Below are 20,071 nucleotides of genomic sequence, written 5' to 3' on the forward strand. Positions count from 1 at the left end.
ACTTGAGAGTGCCCAGGAGCTTACATCAAGTAAGTGACTGGGGCGAGCAAGTGCGGCCAACGCAGTTGCGGCACGAAATATAACGGGCAAATTATGCGCGCAACTTAACGTCGATCGCGTCTTGAGCACGATTAGTGCGTGGAGCGTCATGCGTGTGCTGGCGACCAGACACATCCAGGACTTCCTGATTATTCACCAGTTCGCCCAACGTAATGTTGTTGAGGAATCCGGTCAGACGATCGCTCAGATCGCGCCACAGCGCGTGGGTCAGGCATTTATCGCCGCCCTGACAACCGCCTTTGCCCTGGCAACGGGTCGCATCTACAGACTCGTCGACAGCGCTAATGACTTCACCTACTGCGATGCTCCCGGCATCTTTACCCAGCAGATACCCGCCGCCTGGTCCACGTACGCTTGAAACCAGACCGTTTTTACGCAAACGGGAAAACAGCTGCTCCAGATATGACAGGGAAATTCCCTGACGTTCAGAAATATCAGCCAACGGTACCGGGCCCGTTTCGGAGTTGAGCGCAACGTCCAACATTGCGGTCACGGCGTAACGCCCTTTTGATGTCAGTCTCATGTCTTACTTAGCCTCAAACTCGCCCCTGCCCGGGGTTTTTTATTGTAAAATGGGGGTATTGCATAGCAGGGGCAAGTCTGACATTCCCGACTAAATCAGTCAACTATTTACTTGACTAATTTAGTCAGGTATTTAACCTTCAGTGCCGTTTTCACTTGCAGGAGGCGTTTCGCTTACTTGCCTTTATTCTGCTGTTCAATCGACGCCAAAATTCCGCGCAAAATGTTCAGCTCCTGACTCTCAGGACGCGCACGCGTAAACAGACGACGCAGCTTGTTCATCACTTGTCCCGGATGGCCTTCGCGAATAAATCCGGTCGACAGCAGCGTTTGTTCCAGATGACCGTAAAAACGCTCTAAATCATCCACCAGCGGATACTCAGCTTCTTCGTATTCGACGGTCTTATCACCTTCCTGCGTCGCCAGCCAGGCCATGCGGACTTCATAAGAGATAACCTGCACCGCCATCGCCAGGTTGAGCGAACTGTATTCCGGGTTCGCGGCAATGGCGACGTGGTAATGGCATTTTTGCAGTTCTTCGTTGGTCAGGCCAACGCGTTCACGGCCAAATACCAGCGCCACCGGCGTATTCGCCGCTTCAGAGACGCTTTTTAAGCCGCATTCGCGCGGGTCCAGCATCGGCCACGGCAACGTACGGGAACGCGCGCTGGTGCCTACCACCAGACTGCAACCCGCCAGCGCTTCATCGAGAGTATCGACGATCTGCGCGCTGCCAATCACATCGCTGGCACCTGCCGCCAGGGCGATGGCCTGCGAGTCCGGTTTGACCAGTGGATTAACCAGCCACAGATTGGTTAAACCCATGGTTTTCATTGCGCGGGCCACAGAGCCCATGTTGCCAGTGTGAGAGGTTTCCACCAGCACAATTCGAATATTTTGCAGCATTGTATTTCTTCGGCTAAAGATTATTCGGGCATATTATCATAAAACGAAGACATATTCCGAACTCGCTGCTATACTCTGCGCCGTTTTCCCGTTCTTTAACATCCAGTGAGAGAGACCGATGCATCCGATGCTGACCATCGCCGTGCGCGCAGCGCGCAAGGCGGGTAATGTAATTGCCAAACACTACGAAACCCCAGACTCTGTAGAAACCAGCCAGAAAGGCAGCAATGATTTCGTGACTAACGTCGATAAAGCCGCCGAAGCGATTATTATCGAAACGATTCGCAAATCTTACCCACAGCACACCATCATCACCGAAGAAAGCGGTGAACATGTTGGTGAAGATTTGGATGTTCAATGGGTTATCGATCCACTGGATGGCACTACCAACTTCGTAAAACGTCTGCCGCACTTCGCGGTATCTATCGCAGTACGCATTAAAGGCCGTACTGAAGTTGCCGTTGTTTACGATCCAATGCGTAATGAACTGTTCACCGCAACCCGCGGCCAAGGCGCTCAGCTTAACGGTTACCGTCTGCGTGGCAGCACGGCTCGCGATCTGGACGGCACCATCATTGCCACCGGCTTCCCGTTCAAAGCGAAACAGCACGCTGCTTCTTACATGAAAATCCTTGGCAACATGTTTACCGAATGCGCTGACTTCCGCCGCACCGGCTCTGCCGCGCTGGATCTGGCCTACGTTGCCGCAGCCCGCGTTGACGGTTATTTCGAAATTGGTCTGCGCCCGTGGGATTTCGCCGCAGGTGAGCTGATTGCTCGTGAAGCTGGCGCCCTGGTATGCGACTTCACCGGAGGTCATAACTACATGACAACCGGCAACATCGTTGCAGGTAACCCGCGCGTAGTGAAAGCCATGCTGGCTAACATGCGTGACGAACTGAGCGACGCGCTGAAGCGTTAATCTGCTGTGGTGCCGGATGCGACGCTTTCGCGTCTTATCCGGCCTACAATTCCTGCCGCTCACTAATCTAAAACGGTCTTAATCCCCTGCCTACCGGCACCGCGCTCATCCACATCACCACCGCCGCCGCAATCAATATCGCCCCACCGGCTAATGCCAGCGTTGTCCAGCCAATCTGTCGCCACAGCACCGGCGCTTTATGCCCGCTAAGTCTTACCGCCAGCGAGCGGAAACTGTGTACCAATAAAGCCAGTGACGTAATCGTCAAAGAAGTTCCCGCCGCCATCGCCAGCGCCGAGGGCATGCCCCAGCTAAAGACGCCAATCACTTTGCTGAACAGCAGCACCATGATGGCCCCGGAGCATGGGCGCATCCCCATAGACAGAATAATCATCAGCCGGGCGCGCCAGTCATCACCGCTTTGCAACTGTTCCGGCTGCGGTAAATGCTGATGCCCGCAGCCACAGCCGTCGTGATGTTCATGGTAAGGTGTGAAGGCAGTAAACGTTGGCCGTTTTAGCAATAAGCGCAGTTTTTTCAGCGCCCGCCAGCACAGCAGTAGGCCTAACACGCCCACCAGCACATAGCTCCCTCTCTCCAGCCAGAAGCTGCTCATATGCAGCTGTCGCGCAGGTAACTGCAAGACGGTGAGCACGATAACGACCAGACCAATCGCGACCAGTCCTTGTAATAAAGACGACGCCAGCGTCAGGCCGATACTTGATTTGAGTTTTGACGGGTGCGTCGCAAGCCAGGTAGTAATCACCACTTTTCCATGACCCGGCCCCAGCGCATGCAGGACGCCATAGAGAAAACTAAACAGTAGCAGCGATCCCCCTGCCTGGGTCGGACTGGCAGCAACCGCTTTCAGCAATCCGCTCATCTGTTGGTTTACTTCGCGCTGCCAGACGATGCTTTTCATCATCACCTGCGGCCAGACCTGCCATAGCCACAGTATGCCGCCTGCCGCCAGCAACAAAAATAGCGCCAGCGGCCACAGCGTGAGCCAGCGGCGTCCGGCGGGGCGTGGCTGATAAACTACTGACATTGCAGCGTTACCGTTTGTGCGAACTGTTTACCCAACTCCATATCCTCCGGCGGGGCGTCTTCTTTATCCAGCGACTGGGCAAAGCTCAGCGTTTGTTCATTCGGCGTCGGGGTATGGACAGTGAGTCGGCATTGCTGGCTAATGGCCTGCGTTAGCCTGGCGTCGCTGTCCTGGTCATAGCTCATATCAACGTAGTAGGTCGGATCGAAGGTTGAAATGGTATATTTTTGACCACTCAGCGGCTGCGGTTCAGCTAATGGTAAAACGAACGTTAGCACCGCCTGATGTTCCTCCCGTTCCATGCCGTATTCCGTCGGCCTGTTTTTAAACTTTACCTTTTGCCCGTCATGCCACACTTCGGTGAAATAATGCTGCCCAAGCACATTCGCCATCACTTCCGCCGCCAGTTTTTTCCAGATCTCCGAGCCAGGTTTGGCATTCCCCGCATCGTAAAGCAGATCAGCCGAGGTGATTTCATCCATCGTCCAGCGCATTTTCAGCGCCACGAACTGATTATTCTCGCTCACGATCTCAGTTTTCAAATGGATAAAGCTATGGGGATGAGCGCCTGCGTCAAAAGACAGGACAGCAAGAAACAACGTGACAATGATGCGTTTAACGCGCTGCATGGCTTCTCCACGATAAAAATCCAGGCCGCCAGAAATAATGGTGTGTTTGGCGAAAGAGTGCTGAGGATATCATTGAACGAAAAAATGTTGAGCACCCTTTTCCGGTATCGATTCAGTTCTCAATTTCGAGATTTCTTTTTCCAGCAACCCCCGTCTAAATCCCTTCTCGCCACCACGATTTACGCAAAATGATAATTAATTGTTAATTTATGGTTTCATTTTAATAATTCATTAACAATAACTTTGCTGCCATGGATATAAAACCCCTTTAATTTAACCAATTTTTAACCATTATTTTTCCATAAATTCACAATACTGGGCATAGATCACATTCATGAAACTCATGATTCATTCCCTCTTCCATTCGTAGTTAACTTCACCCCGTGACATGTCCTGCCCCCTACGAAAGGTACAACTATGAAATTCAAACTCGCATTACTCAGTGCAACCCTGGTTTCTGCATGCATGTTGTCCGGCACGTCCTTTGCGGCGGAAAAATATGAAATTGCTGTGGTTGCCAAAGTCACCGGGATCCCATGGTTTAACCGCATGGAAACCGGCGTGAATGAAGCAGCAAAAAAATTGGATGTGAATGCTTACCAGACCGGGCCTTCCACGCCAGATCCGGCTCAGCAGGTGAAAGTCATTGAGGATCTGATCGCCAAAAATGTTAACGCAATCATCGTGGTGCCGAATGATGCCAAGGTCCTTGAGCCGGTGCTGAAAAAAGCGCGCGACAAAGGCATCGTGGTGCTGACGCACGAATCCCCGGACGAGCAGATTGGCCAGTGGGATATCGAAACCATCGACAGTGAAAAATATGCGCAGGCTAACGTCGATGAATTAGCAAAAAACATGGGCGGCAAAGGCGGGTATGCCATCTATGTCGGTTCGCTGACGGTCCCACTGCATAACGCGTGGGCAGATTATGCAATTAAGTACCAGAAAGAAAAATATCCGGAGATGTTCGAGGTCACTTCACGTCTGCCGGTCGCGGAAAGCATCGATAAATCCTACGCCACCACGCTGGACCTGATGAAAACCTATCCGCAGATGAAGGGCATTATCGGCTTTGGCTCGCTGGGTCCTATCGGTGCGGGTCAGGCGGTACAGAAAAAACGCGCCAAAGATAAAATCGCCGTCGTCGGGATCGCCATGCCAGCACAGGCTGCACCTTACCTGATGCGCGGTGATATTAAGAAAGCGCTGCTGTGGGATCCAAAAGACGCGGGCTATGCGCTGGTAACGGTGGCCGATCAGCTGTTGCAGGGTAAAGAAGTGAACGCTGATCTGAATATCGATGGTTTAGGGAAAGCCGATATCGACACGGAGAAGAAAGTGATCCGCTTTAACAAGATCCTCGAAGTCACCAAAGACAACGCACAATCACTCGGTTTCTAAGGCTTTAGCCGACACCAGGGAACCTTAACGCCGACCGTCTGGTCGGCGCTATCAACCAAACTAACACTTAGCGTCCATGCGGACGTGCGCAGGGGTATTGTCCATGACAGACACCACCGCATTTATCACTCTTGAGAATATCAGCAAACAATTCCCGGGCGTGCTGGCGCTGGATAACGTGAATCTGACGCTGAGAAAAGGCGAAGTTCACTGTCTGGCGGGTCAAAACGGCTGTGGTAAAAGCACCATTATTAAAGTGATCTCTGGAGTGTATCATCCGGAAAAAGGCGCGCAGATTTTACTCGATGGCAAATTATTCCATCACCTGACGCCGCAGCTTTCTTCCCATTATGGTATTCAGGTTATTTATCAGGACCTGTCGTTATTCCCTAACTTTAGCGTCGCTGAAAATATCGCGGTCAACCGCTATCTGCCCGGTGGCGATATCTGGGTGCGCCGTGGCGCGATGAAACAGCAGGCGCTGGCCGCTATGAAACGCATCGGCGTGAACATCGATCCCGATAAAAAAGTCGAAAAACTGTCGATTGCCGACCGGCAACTGGTCGCCATTTGCCGGGCTATTGCCGCCGATGCGCGTCTGGTGATTATGGATGAACCCACCGCTTCGTTAACCCGCCAGGAGGTCAATGGCCTGCTACGGGTCGTCAACGAACTGAAAGCGGCCGGGATTTGCGTGGTGTTTGTCAGCCACCGTCTGGATGAAGTGATGGAAGTGGCGGACCGTATCAGCGTGATGCGCGACGGCAAACTGGTGGGGACTTACCCGGCCAGCGAACTCGACAGTCACGAACTGGCCTTCCTGATGACCGGACAACGCTTCCACTACAGCCCGCTGCCGGAAAGACCTGCTATTGAGCAAGAGCCGCTGCTCGAGCTGCGCAACCTCAGCCGCCGGGGGAAATACCAAAACATCAATTTATCGCTACATAGCGGTGAGATTGTCTCCATTGTCGGTCTGCTGGGTGCCGGTCGCACCGAGCTTTGCCTCAGTTTGTTCGGCATGACCCAGCCGGAAAGCGGCGAAATGCGCATTAACGGCCAGCCGGTTACTCTGCGCAATAATCATGACGCCATCAAACACGGGATCGGCTATGTCTCAGAAGATCGACTGACGCAGGGGCTGATCATGGAGCAGTCGATCTATGACAACACCATCGTCACAGTGTTTGACCAACTGCATACCAGCAGCGGTCTGCTCGATCATCGTAAAGCGCAAAAGTTGGTCGCCGATTTGATCCGCGAGTTAAACATTAAAGTCTCCGATCCGCATCTGCCGGTCAAAACGCTCTCCGGCGGTAATGCCCAACGCATTGCCATTGCCAAATGGGTGGCAACCCATCCGCGCATCTTAATCCTCGACTCCCCTACCGTCGGCGTGGATATCGCCAACAAAGAGGGGATTTACCAGATAGCCCGCGATCTGGCGGAACAGGGAATGGCGGTGCTGATGATTTGCGATGAAATCCCGGAAGCGTATTACAACAGTCATCGTGTGCTGGTGATGCGCCGCGGCAAACTGGTGGCGGAATTTAATCCTCATCACTGCCGTGAAGAGGAGATTGCTGAAGTGGTCGAGGTAATCAATGAATAGTCTGCGTCTCTCCCGTTTAATCGGGCAACATGAATTCTGGTTGGGCCTGCTGGTTGTGGCGCTCGCCGTCGGACTGAGCGTCAGTACCGATGAGTTCCTGTCGCTGGGCAATCTCACAGATGTCGCCACCAGCTACGCGATTCTCGGCATTCTCGCCTGCGGGCTGTTTGTGGTGCTGATTTCCGGCGGGATCGACATCTCATTTCCGGCGATGACCGCGATTGCCCAGTATGCGATGGCCAGTTGGGTGATCGCTCACGGCGGCAACTTCGTACTGGCTTTAACCATCGCAATGGCGGTAGGTCTGCTGCTTGGGCTAATTAATGGCTTCCTGGTCTACTGGCTGCGCGTTCCGGCGATCATCATTACCATCGCCACGCTAAACGTCTACTACGGCCTGCTGGTTTATGCCACCAAGGGTACCTGGCTGTACGGCTTCCCGGACTGGTTTATGAACGGTATCAACTGGTTGTCGTTCACCGCGACAGACGGCTATGACTATGGTTTAACCCTGCCCCTGCTGTGCCTGGCTGCGGTGATCATCTTTACCGCCGTACTGATGAACTATACCCGTCTTGGCCGTCAGGTTTACGCCATGGGCGGCAACCGCGATGCGGCCTCGCGCCTGGGGCTGAATCTGCTGAAGCTGCATTTCTACGTCTATGGCTATATGGGCATTCTGGCAGGCGTTGCCGCCGTGGTTCAGGCGCAAATCACCCAGTCAGTTGCGCCCAATTCACTGCTCGGCTTTGAGTTAACGGTGCTGGCGGCGGTCGTTCTCGGCGGCACCAGCATGAGCGGCGGGCGCGGTACGTTAACCGGAACGCTACTGGGTGTTGTGCTGCTGGCGTTCTTGCAAAATGGTCTGACGCTGCTGAGCGTCTCCTCTTACTGGCACACCGTGTTCAGCGGCGCCATTATCCTGGTCAGCATTAGCGCCACGGCCTGGAACGAAAAACGTAAACTGGCAAGGGAGCTTTGAGATGAAAACAATCGCCAGATTTTTACCCGGTGATGCCATCATTCGTCTGCAATGCGTCATTATTGTGGTCGTCGCCCTGGTCTTCTCGGCCCTGCTCGGCAGCCGTTTTTTCAGCGTCGCTAACTTCCAGTCGATCGGCTCGCAGTTGCCAATCCTCGGCATGCTGGCCCTCGGTATGGGCATGACCATGCTGACCGGTGGCATTAACCTGTCGATTATTGCCGGGGCGAATGCCTGCTCGCTGGTAATGGCGGCAATTATTGTCGCCCATCCGGATAACCCGCTGTTTCTGGTGCTGGCATTGGTTGCTGGCGCTGCGGTGGCGGTGGCTATCGGCACGCTCAACGGCGCTTTAATTGCCTGGGTCGGCGTCTCGCCTATTCTCGCCACCCTCGGCACGATGACGCTGATCTCCGGGCTGAATATTTTGCTTTCCAACGGGACGGTGATTTCAGGTTTCCCGACCGCCATTCAGTATCTTGGCAACGCCACAATTGGCGGTATTCCGGTGGCGCTGCTGCTCTTTTTCCTCGTGGCAATCCTGCTGTGGGTGCTGCTGGAGCACACCACGCTTGGGCGCAGCCTGTATCTCGTCGGCTCCAATGAGCAGGCTACCCGCTACAGCGGCGTGAATACCGTACGGGTACAAATTTCGGTGTACGTTATTTCAGCCCTGCTCGGCTGGGTCGCCGCCATTCTGATGATGGCAAAATTCAACTCGGCCAAAGCCGGATACGGTGAATCCTACCTGCTGGTCACCATCCTTGCCTCTGTGCTCGGCGGCATTAACCCGGATGGCGGCTTCGGACGCATTATCGGCCTGGTACTGGCGCTGATTGTGCTGCAAATGCTGGAAAGCGGCCTTAACTTGCTGGGGGTCAGCAGCTATCTGACGATGGCGCTGTGGGGCGCGGTGCTGATCCTCTTTATCGCATTACAGAATCGTAAAGCCTGATTTCAGGAGAAAAAATTATGGCAAGTTACTTTATTGGTGTGGATGTCGGAACCGGAAGCGCCCGTGCTGGCGTGTTTGATCTCAACGGCAGAATGGTCGGTCAGGCCAGTCGGGCCATCGAGATTTACCGTCCGCAGGCCGATTTTGTTGAGCAGTCTTCCGATAACATCTGGCAGGCTGTGTGTAACGCGGTTCGCGATGCGATTAACCAGTCGGATATCAATCCTATTCAGGTGAAAGGTCTGGGCTTTGACGCTACCTGTTCATTGGTGGTGCTGGATAAAGAAGGTAATCCACTCACCATCAGCCCTTCCGGGCGCAGTGAACAGAACATTATTGTGTGGATGGACCATCGCGCCATTACTCAGGCCGATCGCATTAACGCCCTGCATCATCGGGTACTGGACTACGTCGGCGGCATTATCTCCCCGGAGATGCAAACGCCAAAACTGTTGTGGCTGAAGCAGCACATGCCCAATACCTGGGCTAACGCCGGTTACTACTTTGACCTGCCTGATTTCCTCACCTGGCGCGCAACGGGCGATGACACACGCTCATTGTGCTCGACGGTGTGTAAATGGACCTATATGGGACATGAAGATAAATGGGATGCCAGCTATTTCCGCCAGATTGGGCTGGAAGATTTGCTGGAGCACGATGCCGCCAAAATTGGCCGTTACGTGAAAACCATGGGCGAACCGCTCGGCCATGGGCTGTCAGCGCGCGCCGCCAGCGAAATGGGACTGATCCCCGGCACCGCGGTCAGCGTATCGATTATTGATGCCCACGCCGGTACCCTCGGTACGCTCGGCGCCAGCGGAGTTTCCGGCGAGGTGCCGGATTTCGACCGTCGTATCGCACTGATTGGCGGCACCTCCACCGGACACATGGCGATTTCCAAAGAGCCGCGTTTTATCGGCGGTGTCTGGGGGCCTTACTACTCTGCCGTACTGCCGGAATACTGGCTCAACGAAGGCGGGCAGTCGGCAACGGGGGCGTTAATCGACCACGTTATACAGTCGCATCCTTGCTACGAAACTCTGCTGGCGCAGGCTAAGTCGCAGGGACAGACCATTTATGAAGTGCTGAATGCGTTGCTGCGTAAAATGGCCGGTGAGCCGGAAGATATCGCCTTCCTGACCCGCGATATGCATATCCTGCCCTATTTCCACGGCAATCGCTCGCCGCGCGCCAACCCTACGCTTACGGGGACAATCACCGGACTTAAGCTGTCGCGCACGCCGGAAGATATGGCGCGACAGTATCTGGCGACTATCCAGGCCATTGCCCTCGGTACGCGACATATCATTGAAACGATGAATCAAAGTGGCTACACCATCGATACGATTATGGCCAGCGGCGGCGGGACGAAAAACCCGATCTTCGTTCAGGAACACGCCAACGCCACCGGTTGCGCCATGCTGCTGCCGGAAGAGAGTGAAGCCATGCTGTTGGGCGGTGCCATGATGGGAACTATCGCCGCCGGTGTATTTGACACCTTCCCGGAAGCGATGTCGGCGATGAGCCGGATTGGTAAAACGGTCACCCCGCAAACCAACCGTATTAAGCAGTACTACGATCGCAAATATCGGGTATTCCACGAGATGTATCAGGACGATATGAAATACCGCCAACTGATGCAGGAGGAAGCATGAGTGACTCCTGGTCTCAGGCCACCGGCGTATTCCAGATCTACAGCGATGCCCTTGCGGGTCTGGGACAGCACCTGACTGAACCGCTCTGGGAGTCGCTGATGGCGGAACTGCGCGGTTGTCAGGGAAAAATCGTCGTTACCGGCGTCGGCACCTCCGGCATTGCGGCGCGTAAAGTCGCGCATATGCTCGCCTGCGTGGAGCGCCCGGCGATTTATCTCAATGCCACCGATGCGGCGCACGGCGATCTGGGTTTTTTACGCGCCGACGACCTGGTTATTATGCTGTCACGCGGGGGCAATTCGGATGAACTTACCCGGCTGCTGCCTGGGCTGGCGGCGAGAAATGTGCCGATCCTGAGCGTGACGGAAAACGCTGATTCGGCCATCGCTAAAGCGTCGAGGCTGGTGATTTCCACCGGCGTCCAGCGTGAGGCCGACCCGCTGAACATGCTGGCGACGACCTCAATTCTGCTGGTACTGGCGATCTTTGACGCCGCCTGCGCCTGTTTGATGAGTGAAAGCGGCTACTCAAAGGAGACACTGCTGGCAGTGCATCCCGGCGGCGATGTGGGATTAACGCTGAGCCGTGGGCAGGCGTGATGGAGAACATGTGATTCCGGCTAAGGGTTCCGTTCACCTCAGAGATCTGACTTTCAGCTATATCCTTTTTGCTGTTCAAACATGTTCAAATAAAAATACAGATGCTCAGGCGTGGCTGGTCCGGCTGAAAATTGCCGACGTGTTTCCGTAAGGCCGGGAGAGCCAGCATGGATGCTGGCTCAGGGCGCGCTTTACAGGGACGTTACATCGCGCCCGCCCCGGTAGCCTGGAGGAATAAGCGGAGGGAACCGCGGAGCGGCAATTTTCCCGCCGGGAGCCGGGATTGTTAAGGGTGCGGCGATAGCACCCTTAACACGTTCACTGGCGTTCAGTGTACAGAAAAGCGATGAACATGAGGTGAACGGAACCTTTCTCTGCGATAGCATGTTTATACCTCCCTCCGCCGCATTCCCCCCTCTGGCATTTTTTATATCCCAACTAAAGATAAAACAGTGAAAAAGCGGATTAACGCGCTGCGTTCCACTACCGCTATCTGTTCCGCACGTTAAAAATTCTGTGACGCTCCCCAGCATTCCTGGCGTAAAGCTTTCCATTCCTCAAATCTATGCGCAAACTTTAACTATTCTTATCAAACATACTCACGGGAGATTCTACAGATGATGTCAACGCTCGCCCCGCCATCTGTACTTTCCGCTCCCCAACGCCGTTGCCAGGTACTGCTGACGCTTTTTCTGCCGGGGCAGATAGCTACCGCGCAGACCTTCAGCAGTCTCAATGGCGTCGATGATGCCACCGTTCAGGAGGATATCATTGGCGCGGGGCTTGAAATCCAGCGTTATCATCGGCTCGCCATTATTTCCGCCCAGAATGGCGGCTATGCGATCGAAGGCGCCCCGCTGAACCAGCGTCTGTGCCTGTTGCATTGGCTGCGCCGTGGCCTGCGGATCTGCCCGACCTTTATCGCCCAACATTTCACACCCGCATTGAAAATGGCGCTGAAACAGCAGGGCATAGCGCGCACGTTGTATGATGACACCAATCTGCATGCGCTGATTAACCTCTGCTCCCGACGCTTGCAAAAGCCCTTTGAGTGTCGTGATATCCAGTTCCTGCGGCTGTTTTTACAATACTGCCTGCTGCAACATCACGCGGGGATCACCCCGGAGTTTAATCCACTCCAGCAGCGCTGGGCGCAATCCTGCGCGGAGTACGCTCTGGCTGAGGAGATTGCCCGCCACTGGCAACGTCACGTCATGCAAAGTGCGCCGCCGGGCGAATCGCTGTTTATGGCATTGCTGTTCTCAATGATTCGCATCCCCGATCCCATCCGCGATAACCACCAGCAGGATCGCCGTCTTCGTCTGGCTATCGCGCGGCTGGTGCTGCGTTTTCGCGAGTATGGCAACGTTCGCTTCAGCGATGAACAAGGGCTGAACGACCAGTTGTATATCCACCTTGCCCAGGCGCTGAACCGCAGTGTGTTTGCTATTGGCATTGATAACACGCTACCGGAAGAGTTCAGCCGACTTTATCCCCGGCTGGTACGCACCACCCGTGAGGCGATACACGGATTCGAAGCGGAATACGATGTGCAGTTTTCAGAAGAAGAGATCGGACTGGTGGCGGTGATTTTCGGTGCCTGGCTGATGCAGGAGAAGGATTTGCACGAAAAGCAGATTATCCTGCTGACCGGCAGTAATGAACAACTCGAAGCGCATATAGAACAGCAGCTACGCGAACTGACGCTACTGCCGCTCAACGTAAAACATATGCCAATGCAGGACTTTCAAAAAGAGGGCGCGCCGCGCGGCGTAACGCTGATCGTCACACCGTACACTACGCCGCTGCCGCTGTTTTCACCGCCGTTGATTCATGCGGATCTGGCGCTGACGTCTCACCAGCAGCAGCAGATCCGCAAAATCCTAGAATCATAACGTCGCAGGCTTCGCCACCACTTTCGGGCGCAGCACGATAGCCGGTAGCGCCACCAGCGCCATCACCCAGAATACGCCGCTGCCCAGGTTCTGGTACAGGTAGCCGGCGAAAACGGTCATGATGGCGATACTGCCGCCCATCGCCACCGCGGAATAGACTGCCTGCAAACGAATCACTTCGCTGCCCTGTCGCGCCGCGATATAGCGCATTGCCGCCAGGTGACAGACCGTAAAGGTGCCACAGTGCAGGATCTGCACCACAATCAGCCACGGCAGCTCGGTGCTCCAGCCCATCAGCCCCCAACGAATCACGCCGCAAACGGCGGAAAGCAGCAGCAGATCGCGGGCGCTAAAGCGACGGAACAGCTTGTGACTCAGCGCGAAGATGATCACTTCCGCCACCACGCCCAATGACCATAAATAGCCCACCGCCGAGGCGGAATACCCGGCGGATTGCCAGTAAATGGCGCTGAAACCGTAATAGGCGGCATGCGCGCCTTGCAGCAGACTCACGCAGGCAAGAAAACGCCAGCTTTGCGTTATTAACGCGCGCCAGGCGGGCCATCCCGCACTCTCCTGCTGACGGGTTTCACCTGCTGGCTGCACGCTCGGGCGAATCATCATGCCCAGCAGCATCGAGGCGACGCCAAGCGACAGCAGAATAAGGATCACCCGATAGTCAAACAGGCTCACCAGCTTACCGGTCAGCGCAGAGCCAATTACAAAGGCCACGGATCCCCACAGTCGAACCCGCCCATAATCCATGGTTATCTGTTTTTGCCAGGTGTTAGCCAGCGCGTCGGTCAGCGGCACCAACGGTGAGAAAAACAGGTTAAATCCGACCATCACCACCATCAGCCACGCCACGTTGGTCCCCGCCCAGAAAGCCAGCGCAAACACCAACGTCAACAGAGCCAGAATACGTAAAGCGGTAATCAGACGAGAGGGATCGCTCACGCGCGGCGCAATCAGCAAGCTACCGAGAAAACGGGCAATCAGCCCCGCGCTCAGCAGTAAACCAATGGTTTCCGGCGTCAGCCCCAGCCCTTCGAGCCAGACGCTCCAGAAAGGCAGAAAAATACCGTAGCTAAAGAAATAGGTGAAATAACCGAGCGCCAGCCAGCGCGTGGAATGCAAAGCCATGAATCCCTCCCGTTTGGAGACGGTAGTCTGGCGATAAACTCTGGTTGGCGCAAGAGACCATTAACAGGCAGATAACATGATTTTCGCCCTATTCGATGCAAATTTGCATCGCAAAATGACAGCGTTCTTCCTGCGCTAAAACCTGCAATCCCGGCTGCCCCTGCATGTGGTGGGCATTCACCGGATGCGTCTGCGGCTCCAGGCACAGGAATGGTTCACCCGACATTCTGAACAGCATCAACCACGGAGTTTGCGCTAAAATCGTGACTTTCATCACATCACGCTGAATAACGGCCCGCCCGCTCCAGCCAGAATAACCCACATTCAACCAGGCATCTTCACCGTATTGCGCATGCATGAAATCTGCTGCGGGTGGAATATTACTTTGCCAGTCCAGTGGCAGATGCTGTTCCCCCTCCGGCCAGTAGCCGCTGGCGGTGAACTGGGCCGTACTGTGCGTATCAAAGGCGAAAAACGGATGGAACCCGCAGCCATAGATCATCGGTCGTTCCCCACAATGGGTGAGCGTCAATGAAGCATGCAGGCTTGACGCTTCCAGTTGGTAGCAAAGCTGCGCCGTATAGTCGTAACCACAGGGATGCCAACTGCGCAACTGTAGCAAACAACCACTTTGCGTAGCGGTGATAACCTGCCAGCGCTGCAGCCAGCCGTCACCATGCAGGAAGAAGTGTGCATCCGCCTCATGGTGCGGTAGCACAACCTCTTCCCCACGTAACATAAAACGATTGCCCGCCACCCTATTTGCCACCGGTAACATCGGGAACAGGCCGCAATCACCGAGCTGCTGACCATGACCTTCACGTAATATTGCCTGTTGATGTTGTAACGAAACCAGACTCAATAGCGAACCGCCCTGTGGATCTACGCACATCCGTAGATGTGCGTTTTGTAACATCAGCAGAGGGTTCATTAGCGGGCGCTTCGTTGCTGGCTTGATGCGCCAACTTTCGTATGCTGTGCCGCCAGCCGTTCTTCCAGCGCTTCCAGCGTCACGCCTTTGGTTTCCGGCACATTACGCAGAACATAGATAAAGCCCATCGCACAAATCACACCATAGAGCAGGAAACTTCCCGATGCGCCCAGACTCGCATTCAGCAGTGGGAAGGTATAGGTCAGCAGGAAGCAGGCAATCCACAACGCCAGCGTGCCGAGCGACATCGCTAACCCGCGAACACGGTTGGGGAAAATTTCGGACAGCAGCACCCAGGTTACCGGGGCCAGCGTCAGGGCGTAAATGGCAATCGCCGCCAGCACCAGAACCAAAACCGGCCAGCCCAGAATGCCCAACCCGTATGCCCCGGCAATGAGTACGTAGATAACCGTCAGCCCTGATGCACCAAACAGCATCAGTTTACGACGCCCAATTTTGTCCACCAGCGGCAGAGCGGCAAGGGTAAAGACCAGATTGATGATCCCGGTCGCTACGATCGATTTTAACGTGCCGTTGATGTCGAATCCGGCGGAAGCAAATATCTCCTGCGCATAGTTGAAAATAACGTTGATCCCACACCACTGCTGGAACACTGCCAGCACCATGCCAATAATCACTATCGGTTTGATCTGCGGTTGTAACAGTGATGACCACGCGACCTTGTGGTTATCTTTTTGTAGCGTATGTTCAATTTCTTTCAGCGTTTGTCCGGCATATTCCGCCGAACCAATGCGCTGCAGCATGGTGCGCGCACGTTCGGCTTTTCCTGCCTTCACCAACCAGCGCGGCGATTCAGGGACAAAGAACATCAGCACCAGGAATATTACCGCAGGCACTAATTCAGCGCCAAACATCCAGCGCCAGCCCGTCTGACCGTTCCAGCTTTCCACAATCGCCTGCTGCGTAGCGCCTGTGGCGACAGGTTCGGCAATCATCAGGTTGATAAGCTGCGCCGCCAGGACGCCAATCACGATGGTGAGCTGGTTAACGGCAACAAAGCGACCACGCTTTTCCGCTGGGCTGACCTCAGCGATATACAGCGGGCTTAGCGCGGATGCCAGACCAATCCCCACGCCGCCAACGATGCGATAGACAACAAACATGTCAAAATTGCTGGCAACTGCGGTCCCCCAGGCTGAAGCGCTAAAGAGGATCGCCGAGAGAATCAGCGGCATCTTTCGGCCAAATTTATCGGCGCACCAGCCGGAAATCAGCGCACCAAAGATACAACCAACCAGCGCCGAGCTCATCGCCCAGCCAGATTGCGCCGGATCGGTAATCGAGAAATAAGCTTCATAGAAGGGCTTTGCCCCGCCGATTACCACCCAGTCATAGCCAAACAGTAAACCACCGCAGGCGGCAACCAGGCAGATAGTCCAGACGTAACCAATCTTTAAATGTGTCTGCGCGTTATTCATTATGATTCCTCTTTCAGGGAAACGCAGGGGACAGAAGGTTTCGGGTGAGGTTGCCCCCACCCGTTTCGGGTATTACTGGAACAGCCTTACGTTTATGGCGTGACGCAGCAGTAACGCCTTGTCATGCGCCGGATTGAGTTGCAGAAGCTCATCAAGATCGCGCTGGCAAGCAGAACTATTTCCCAGCCCCAGATGCCCAAGCGCATTGATAAACAGGCAGTGTTGCTGGTGTTTTGCTTGTGCTGAGGTATCCAGTACCACCAGATCGGGCAGCGATACGGCAAAGAAATCGACATCCGGGATGTTGTCGCGATGCGACTCAACCCATTGCAGGAAGCTGTTGAACAGAGCGTCCGCCTGTGCATCATCGCCAAGTTTTCTCTGCGCCATCCCCTGCCAAAAGAGATAGTCCACCGGCTGGTCGTTGTAGTAACGTCCGGCATCCAGTGAGCTACCGCCACGCGTGGCACGGGAGAAGTAACGCTGGGATTCCTCGAAATGCCCCTGCTGCTGGGCGCAATAACCCAGCAAATACCAGATGTCATTATCCGTTTGCCCAGGCAGACGCCCCTCCCCAAGGTTTTGCGGGTAGTGCAGCGCCTGTTGCAGTTGCGTGATGGCGGTTTGCGGGTCGCCCGCCTGAACAGCCTCCAGTGCGCGATGCATCTGATTCAGCAGATATTGCCCGGTGGCTTTGCCTTCTCCCCCCTCCCACGGATGAAATACACGCTCACGTAAGATTGCCGCGGCCTCGTCGTAGCGCCCCAATCCATTCCACAGACTAAGCAGTTCCACCGTCAGATCGTCGCGATGGAAGACAATATCTTTGCTGGCTTCCAGTCGCTGCAAACGCTGTTCAGCCGGTTGCGCCATCAGCTTTTTGAGATAGTCGAGTTCGAACAGGAAACGGGCATTTTGCGGCTCCAGTGCGACGGCCTGCGACAGATACTGCATCGCCTGCTGTGCATCGTGCTGTTTGTTCCAGGCATAGATACCCAATAAGCGATGCACTGGGGCAAAATCCGGCTCCTGCGCAAGGGTAAATTGCCAGCAGGAGACCGCCTCGTCATAGCAGCGTTTGCTGTACCAGAAACAGCCGAGCAAATAGCGGGCAAAAGCGCTCTGCTCGAGGGTTTGCAGCATCTGTACTTCATCCAGCGTATTGGGAAAACGGACGCGATTTTGCAGACACTTACGCGCTAGTTCGATGAAAGGTTGCGGATTATCGCTCAACGAAGCGCGCCACAGCATCGGTAGCGTTTCCTGGCTGTCGAGCAGTTCCAGCACGCCACGGGCAGCATCTTTTTGCCCCAATGCGATCAACCAGCCAGCCAGTTCACACGCGTTGGTACCGCGCCGCCCGGTAATCGAGATTAGCGCCTGTGCAGTCGCTTCATCCTGGCAAATAGCCCAGCGCGCATAGTGCAGGGTGTAACTCAGCGGATAATCAACCAGCTGTTGGCAAATGTATTCCAGCGCTTGCGCATTGCGATCAAGCTTAGCCAGCGCCAGCGCTTTCAGTCCCATCGCCAGGTTATTACTGCCGTTAAAGCGCAGGCTCTGCTCGACCTTTTCCAACGCGCCGGCATAGTCCTGACGTTTCATCGCCAGGCGCGCTAACGACCAGAAAGCCGCGTCCCGGCAGTTGCCGCTCCAGCTCGCCTTATAATAATTATCCCAGGCGCTGTCATCGTCGCCCTGGCGTTCCTGCGCGGCAGCCAGCAGCATACTCGCCTCGCCATCACGTGGATTCTTATTGAGCTTGTGCGCCCGTTCCAGCGCCTTGCCCGCACAATGGGCTGCTAATGCCCAGTCCGCGCGGTTTAGCGCCAGCGTCCCCAGCGCCACATTATTGCGATAATCCAGCGGGTCGACCTCCAGCGCGCGGCGGTAATAGTCTTCGGCATAGCGGCTGGCGTGGTTGTACTGCTCCAGATGCTGACCAATAAAATAGAGTTCATCGGTATTAGCAAGCGCTTCTGGCTGAGCTGGCGCGCTGGCCGCCGAGGGTAGTGGTAACTCTTGCGCCAGGTGCTCTTCGTACTGCAAAAGCGTGGAGCCATCGGCGCGAGTGACGGTCATCGTTACCCGGGCATGGCCATTGTCAGACACATCGGCTAACCAGCTCTGCCCCGGCTCAAGGGAGAGTGTATTCTCAAAGAACGGCTGCCCGTGTGCCGCAAGCGTAACCTGAACATCGCGTAGCGGCGCTATCGCATAAACGCCCACTGAAAGTTGGCTTCCCTCACGCACCAGCCGAAGCGCCAGTTGCGTGCTGGCGTTTTGCACCATGCCAAGTTCGCTGTAGGGCAGGAAGTTTTGCACGAAAACTTTCTCTTCGTACGGCGCAAGCCAGGTAAAATCCGGTTGGTTATCGGTAAAGACCCCGGTCATCAGTTCGATATACGGACCGTTGTCATCGGTGAGATTACGATCCCAGGCAACGCCAAAGTCGCCGTATCCCCAGGTCCACTGTTTTTTCCCCGGCGAAACATGGTGGTCCGCGACGTGCAGTAATCCACCGCGTTCGCCGTGGTGCCAGGCACCGACAAAGTCATAATCCGATTTTTCCGCCATATAAGAGGTCGGAACGGGTACGTTTTTGTAGCGAGAGATATCCACACCCGCCGAGTAATCCACTTTGTAGTAGGTGCCAGTAGCGATAGGAAACGCTGAAACATCGCGCTTGCCGTGGTCGAATACCGCGGTTACATCCGGCGGAAACACGCTCTGATGATCGTCGCCGCCTTTCACCGCCGGATTCGCCCACCACAGGAAGTGGCGCGGGGTAGCGTTACCGTTAAACACCTTCCCGGTTATTTCGATCAGCGCGCGATCTGGGTACAGTGTAAACCCGGTCATCACCTGTAAACCACGCATGGGTTCAACCTCCCCCATCCACACGGTATATTCGCCCTGCTCGCCCTGCTGCTGCGTAAAATCAACCGGCATAAAGGTGGTTGGACGATGATGCTGCGGCCAGTTGAACTCAATGCCGCCAGAGATCCATGGCCCAAGCAGGCCAACCAACGCAGGTTTCACTACTTCGTTGTAGTAGACGAAATCACGCTGCTGCACTTTGTCATACGCACGATGGATGCGTCCGCCTAATTCCGGCAGCAGCATGATGCGAATGAAGTCATTCTCCATCCACACCGCCTGATAGTCGCGCATTTCACGCTTGCCAGTCAGGGTATCAATCACGCCGTAGGGATAAACCGCACCAGAGGATCCCTGATACACCCTTTTCTCCAGAAACATCGGGTTAGCGTCTTCTTCACCCACCGTCCACGTTGGGAGGGTGATCGTTTCCTGCCAGACTTTAACTGAACCGTACATGCCGCTCTCCACTCAATAAACAAAAGTAAAAAT

At 55.0% G+C, this 20,071-nt stretch carries 16 protein-coding genes; 8 read left to right on the plus strand and 8 right to left on the minus strand.

Features of this window, described 5'->3' with window-relative positions:
• Nucleotides 1–91: 91 nt before the first annotated feature.
• Nucleotides 92–583, minus strand: coding sequence for a Fe-S cluster assembly transcriptional regulator IscR (gene iscR, locus FDX14_RS08750; protein WP_003037674.1), 492 nt, complete (start codon nucleotides 581–583; stop codon nucleotides 92–94).
• Nucleotides 584–756: 173 nt separating this feature from the next.
• Nucleotides 757–1,488 carry a tRNA (cytosine(32)/uridine(32)-2'-O)-methyltransferase TrmJ gene (trmJ, locus tag FDX14_RS08755; protein ID WP_042306733.1) on the minus strand — a complete coding sequence of 244 codons (732 nt, stop codon included), beginning with the start codon at nucleotides 1,486–1,488 and terminating at the stop codon, nucleotides 757–759.
• Nucleotides 1,489–1,606: 118 nt separating this feature from the next.
• Here trmJ and suhB point away from each other — a divergent pair, with 118 nt between their 5' ends.
• Nucleotides 1,607–2,410, plus strand: a complete 804-nt coding sequence (suhB, locus tag FDX14_RS08760; protein ID WP_137349349.1) for an inositol-1-monophosphatase — start codon at nucleotides 1,607–1,609, stop codon at nucleotides 2,408–2,410.
• A gap of 67 nt (nucleotides 2,411–2,477) precedes the next feature.
• On the opposite strand, the gene FDX14_RS08765 is transcribed toward suhB, so the two are convergent.
• Together FDX14_RS08765 and FDX14_RS08770 are read right to left on the minus strand one after the other, a co-directional pair.
• Nucleotides 2,478–3,458, minus strand: a complete 981-nt coding sequence (locus FDX14_RS08765) for a nickel/cobalt transporter (RefSeq protein WP_137349350.1) — start codon at nucleotides 3,456–3,458, stop codon at nucleotides 2,478–2,480.
• The gene (locus tag FDX14_RS08770) at nucleotides 3,449–4,087 is read right to left on the minus strand and encodes a DUF1007 family protein (RefSeq protein ID WP_079223151.1); all 639 of its coding nucleotides are present in this window, start codon (nucleotides 4,085–4,087) and stop codon (nucleotides 3,449–3,451) included. Before FDX14_RS08770 ends, FDX14_RS08765 begins: the two co-directional genes overlap by 10 nt.
• Nucleotides 4,088–4,504: 417 nt before the next feature.
• On the opposite strand from FDX14_RS08770, the gene FDX14_RS08775 reads away from it, so the two are divergent.
• The 7 genes from FDX14_RS08775 (at nucleotide 4,505) to csiE (ending at nucleotide 13,186) form a co-directional block, all read left to right on the plus strand.
• Nucleotides 4,505–5,488, plus strand: a complete 984-nt coding sequence (locus tag FDX14_RS08775) for an autoinducer 2 ABC transporter substrate-binding protein (RefSeq protein ID WP_137349351.1) — start codon at nucleotides 4,505–4,507, stop codon at nucleotides 5,486–5,488.
• Between the two features lie 103 nt (nucleotides 5,489–5,591).
• Nucleotides 5,592–7,100 carry a sugar ABC transporter ATP-binding protein gene (locus FDX14_RS08780; protein WP_137349352.1) on the plus strand — a complete coding sequence of 503 codons (1,509 nt, stop codon included), beginning with the start codon at nucleotides 5,592–5,594 and terminating at the stop codon, nucleotides 7,098–7,100.
• Complete coding sequence (locus tag FDX14_RS08785) at nucleotides 7,093–8,082, plus strand: ABC transporter permease (RefSeq protein ID WP_042306725.1); 990 nt, start codon at nucleotides 7,093–7,095, stop codon at nucleotides 8,080–8,082. Before FDX14_RS08780 ends, FDX14_RS08785 begins: the two co-directional genes overlap by 8 nt.
• A gap of 1 nt (nucleotide 8,083) precedes the next feature.
• Nucleotides 8,084–9,037: an ABC transporter permease gene (locus FDX14_RS08790; protein WP_137349353.1), complete on the plus strand. Its 954-nt coding sequence runs from the start codon at nucleotides 8,084–8,086 to the stop codon at nucleotides 9,035–9,037.
• Between the two features lie 17 nt (nucleotides 9,038–9,054).
• The gene (locus FDX14_RS08795; protein WP_079223142.1) at nucleotides 9,055–10,692 is read left to right on the plus strand and encodes an FGGY-family carbohydrate kinase; all 1,638 of its coding nucleotides are present in this window, start codon (nucleotides 9,055–9,057) and stop codon (nucleotides 10,690–10,692) included.
• Nucleotides 10,689–11,291 carry a KpsF/GutQ family sugar-phosphate isomerase gene (locus FDX14_RS08800; protein WP_079223140.1) on the plus strand — a complete coding sequence of 201 codons (603 nt, stop codon included), beginning with the start codon at nucleotides 10,689–10,691 and terminating at the stop codon, nucleotides 11,289–11,291. Before FDX14_RS08795 ends, FDX14_RS08800 begins: the two co-directional genes overlap by 4 nt.
• Before the next feature lie 617 nt (nucleotides 11,292–11,908).
• On the plus strand, nucleotides 11,909–13,186 hold the full coding sequence (csiE, locus tag FDX14_RS08805) for a stationary phase inducible protein CsiE (RefSeq protein WP_042306717.1): 1,278 nt from the start codon (nucleotides 11,909–11,911) through the stop codon (nucleotides 13,184–13,186).
• Here the strand turns inward: csiE and FDX14_RS08810 are convergent.
• From FDX14_RS08810 to FDX14_RS08825, 4 genes are all read right to left on the minus strand, one after another.
• Nucleotides 13,181–14,329: a 3-phenylpropionate MFS transporter gene (locus tag FDX14_RS08810; protein WP_137349354.1), complete on the minus strand. Its 1,149-nt coding sequence runs from the start codon at nucleotides 14,327–14,329 to the stop codon at nucleotides 13,181–13,183. The two genes, csiE and FDX14_RS08810, sit on opposite strands and share 6 nt — an antisense overlap.
• A gap of 88 nt (nucleotides 14,330–14,417) precedes the next feature.
• Nucleotides 14,418–15,260, minus strand: coding sequence for an aldose 1-epimerase (locus FDX14_RS08815; RefSeq protein WP_061382199.1), 843 nt, complete (start codon nucleotides 15,258–15,260; stop codon nucleotides 14,418–14,420).
• A complete protein-coding gene (locus FDX14_RS08820) occupies nucleotides 15,260–16,699 on the minus strand; it encodes a sugar porter family MFS transporter (RefSeq protein WP_042306711.1) in 1,440 nt (479 codons plus the stop codon). The genes FDX14_RS08815 and FDX14_RS08820 overlap by 1 nt, the downstream gene beginning before the upstream one ends.
• Nucleotides 16,700–16,771: 72 nt before the next feature.
• A complete protein-coding gene (locus tag FDX14_RS08825; RefSeq protein ID WP_137349355.1) occupies nucleotides 16,772–20,038 on the minus strand; it encodes a DUF5107 domain-containing protein in 3,267 nt (1,088 codons plus the stop codon).
• Between the last annotated feature and the right edge of the window lie 33 nt (nucleotides 20,039–20,071).

Origin of the sequence: Citrobacter sp. wls710, assembly GCF_005281115.1 — a bacterium.
GTDB classification, from domain to species: domain Bacteria; phylum Pseudomonadota; class Gammaproteobacteria; order Enterobacterales; family Enterobacteriaceae; genus Citrobacter; species Citrobacter werkmanii.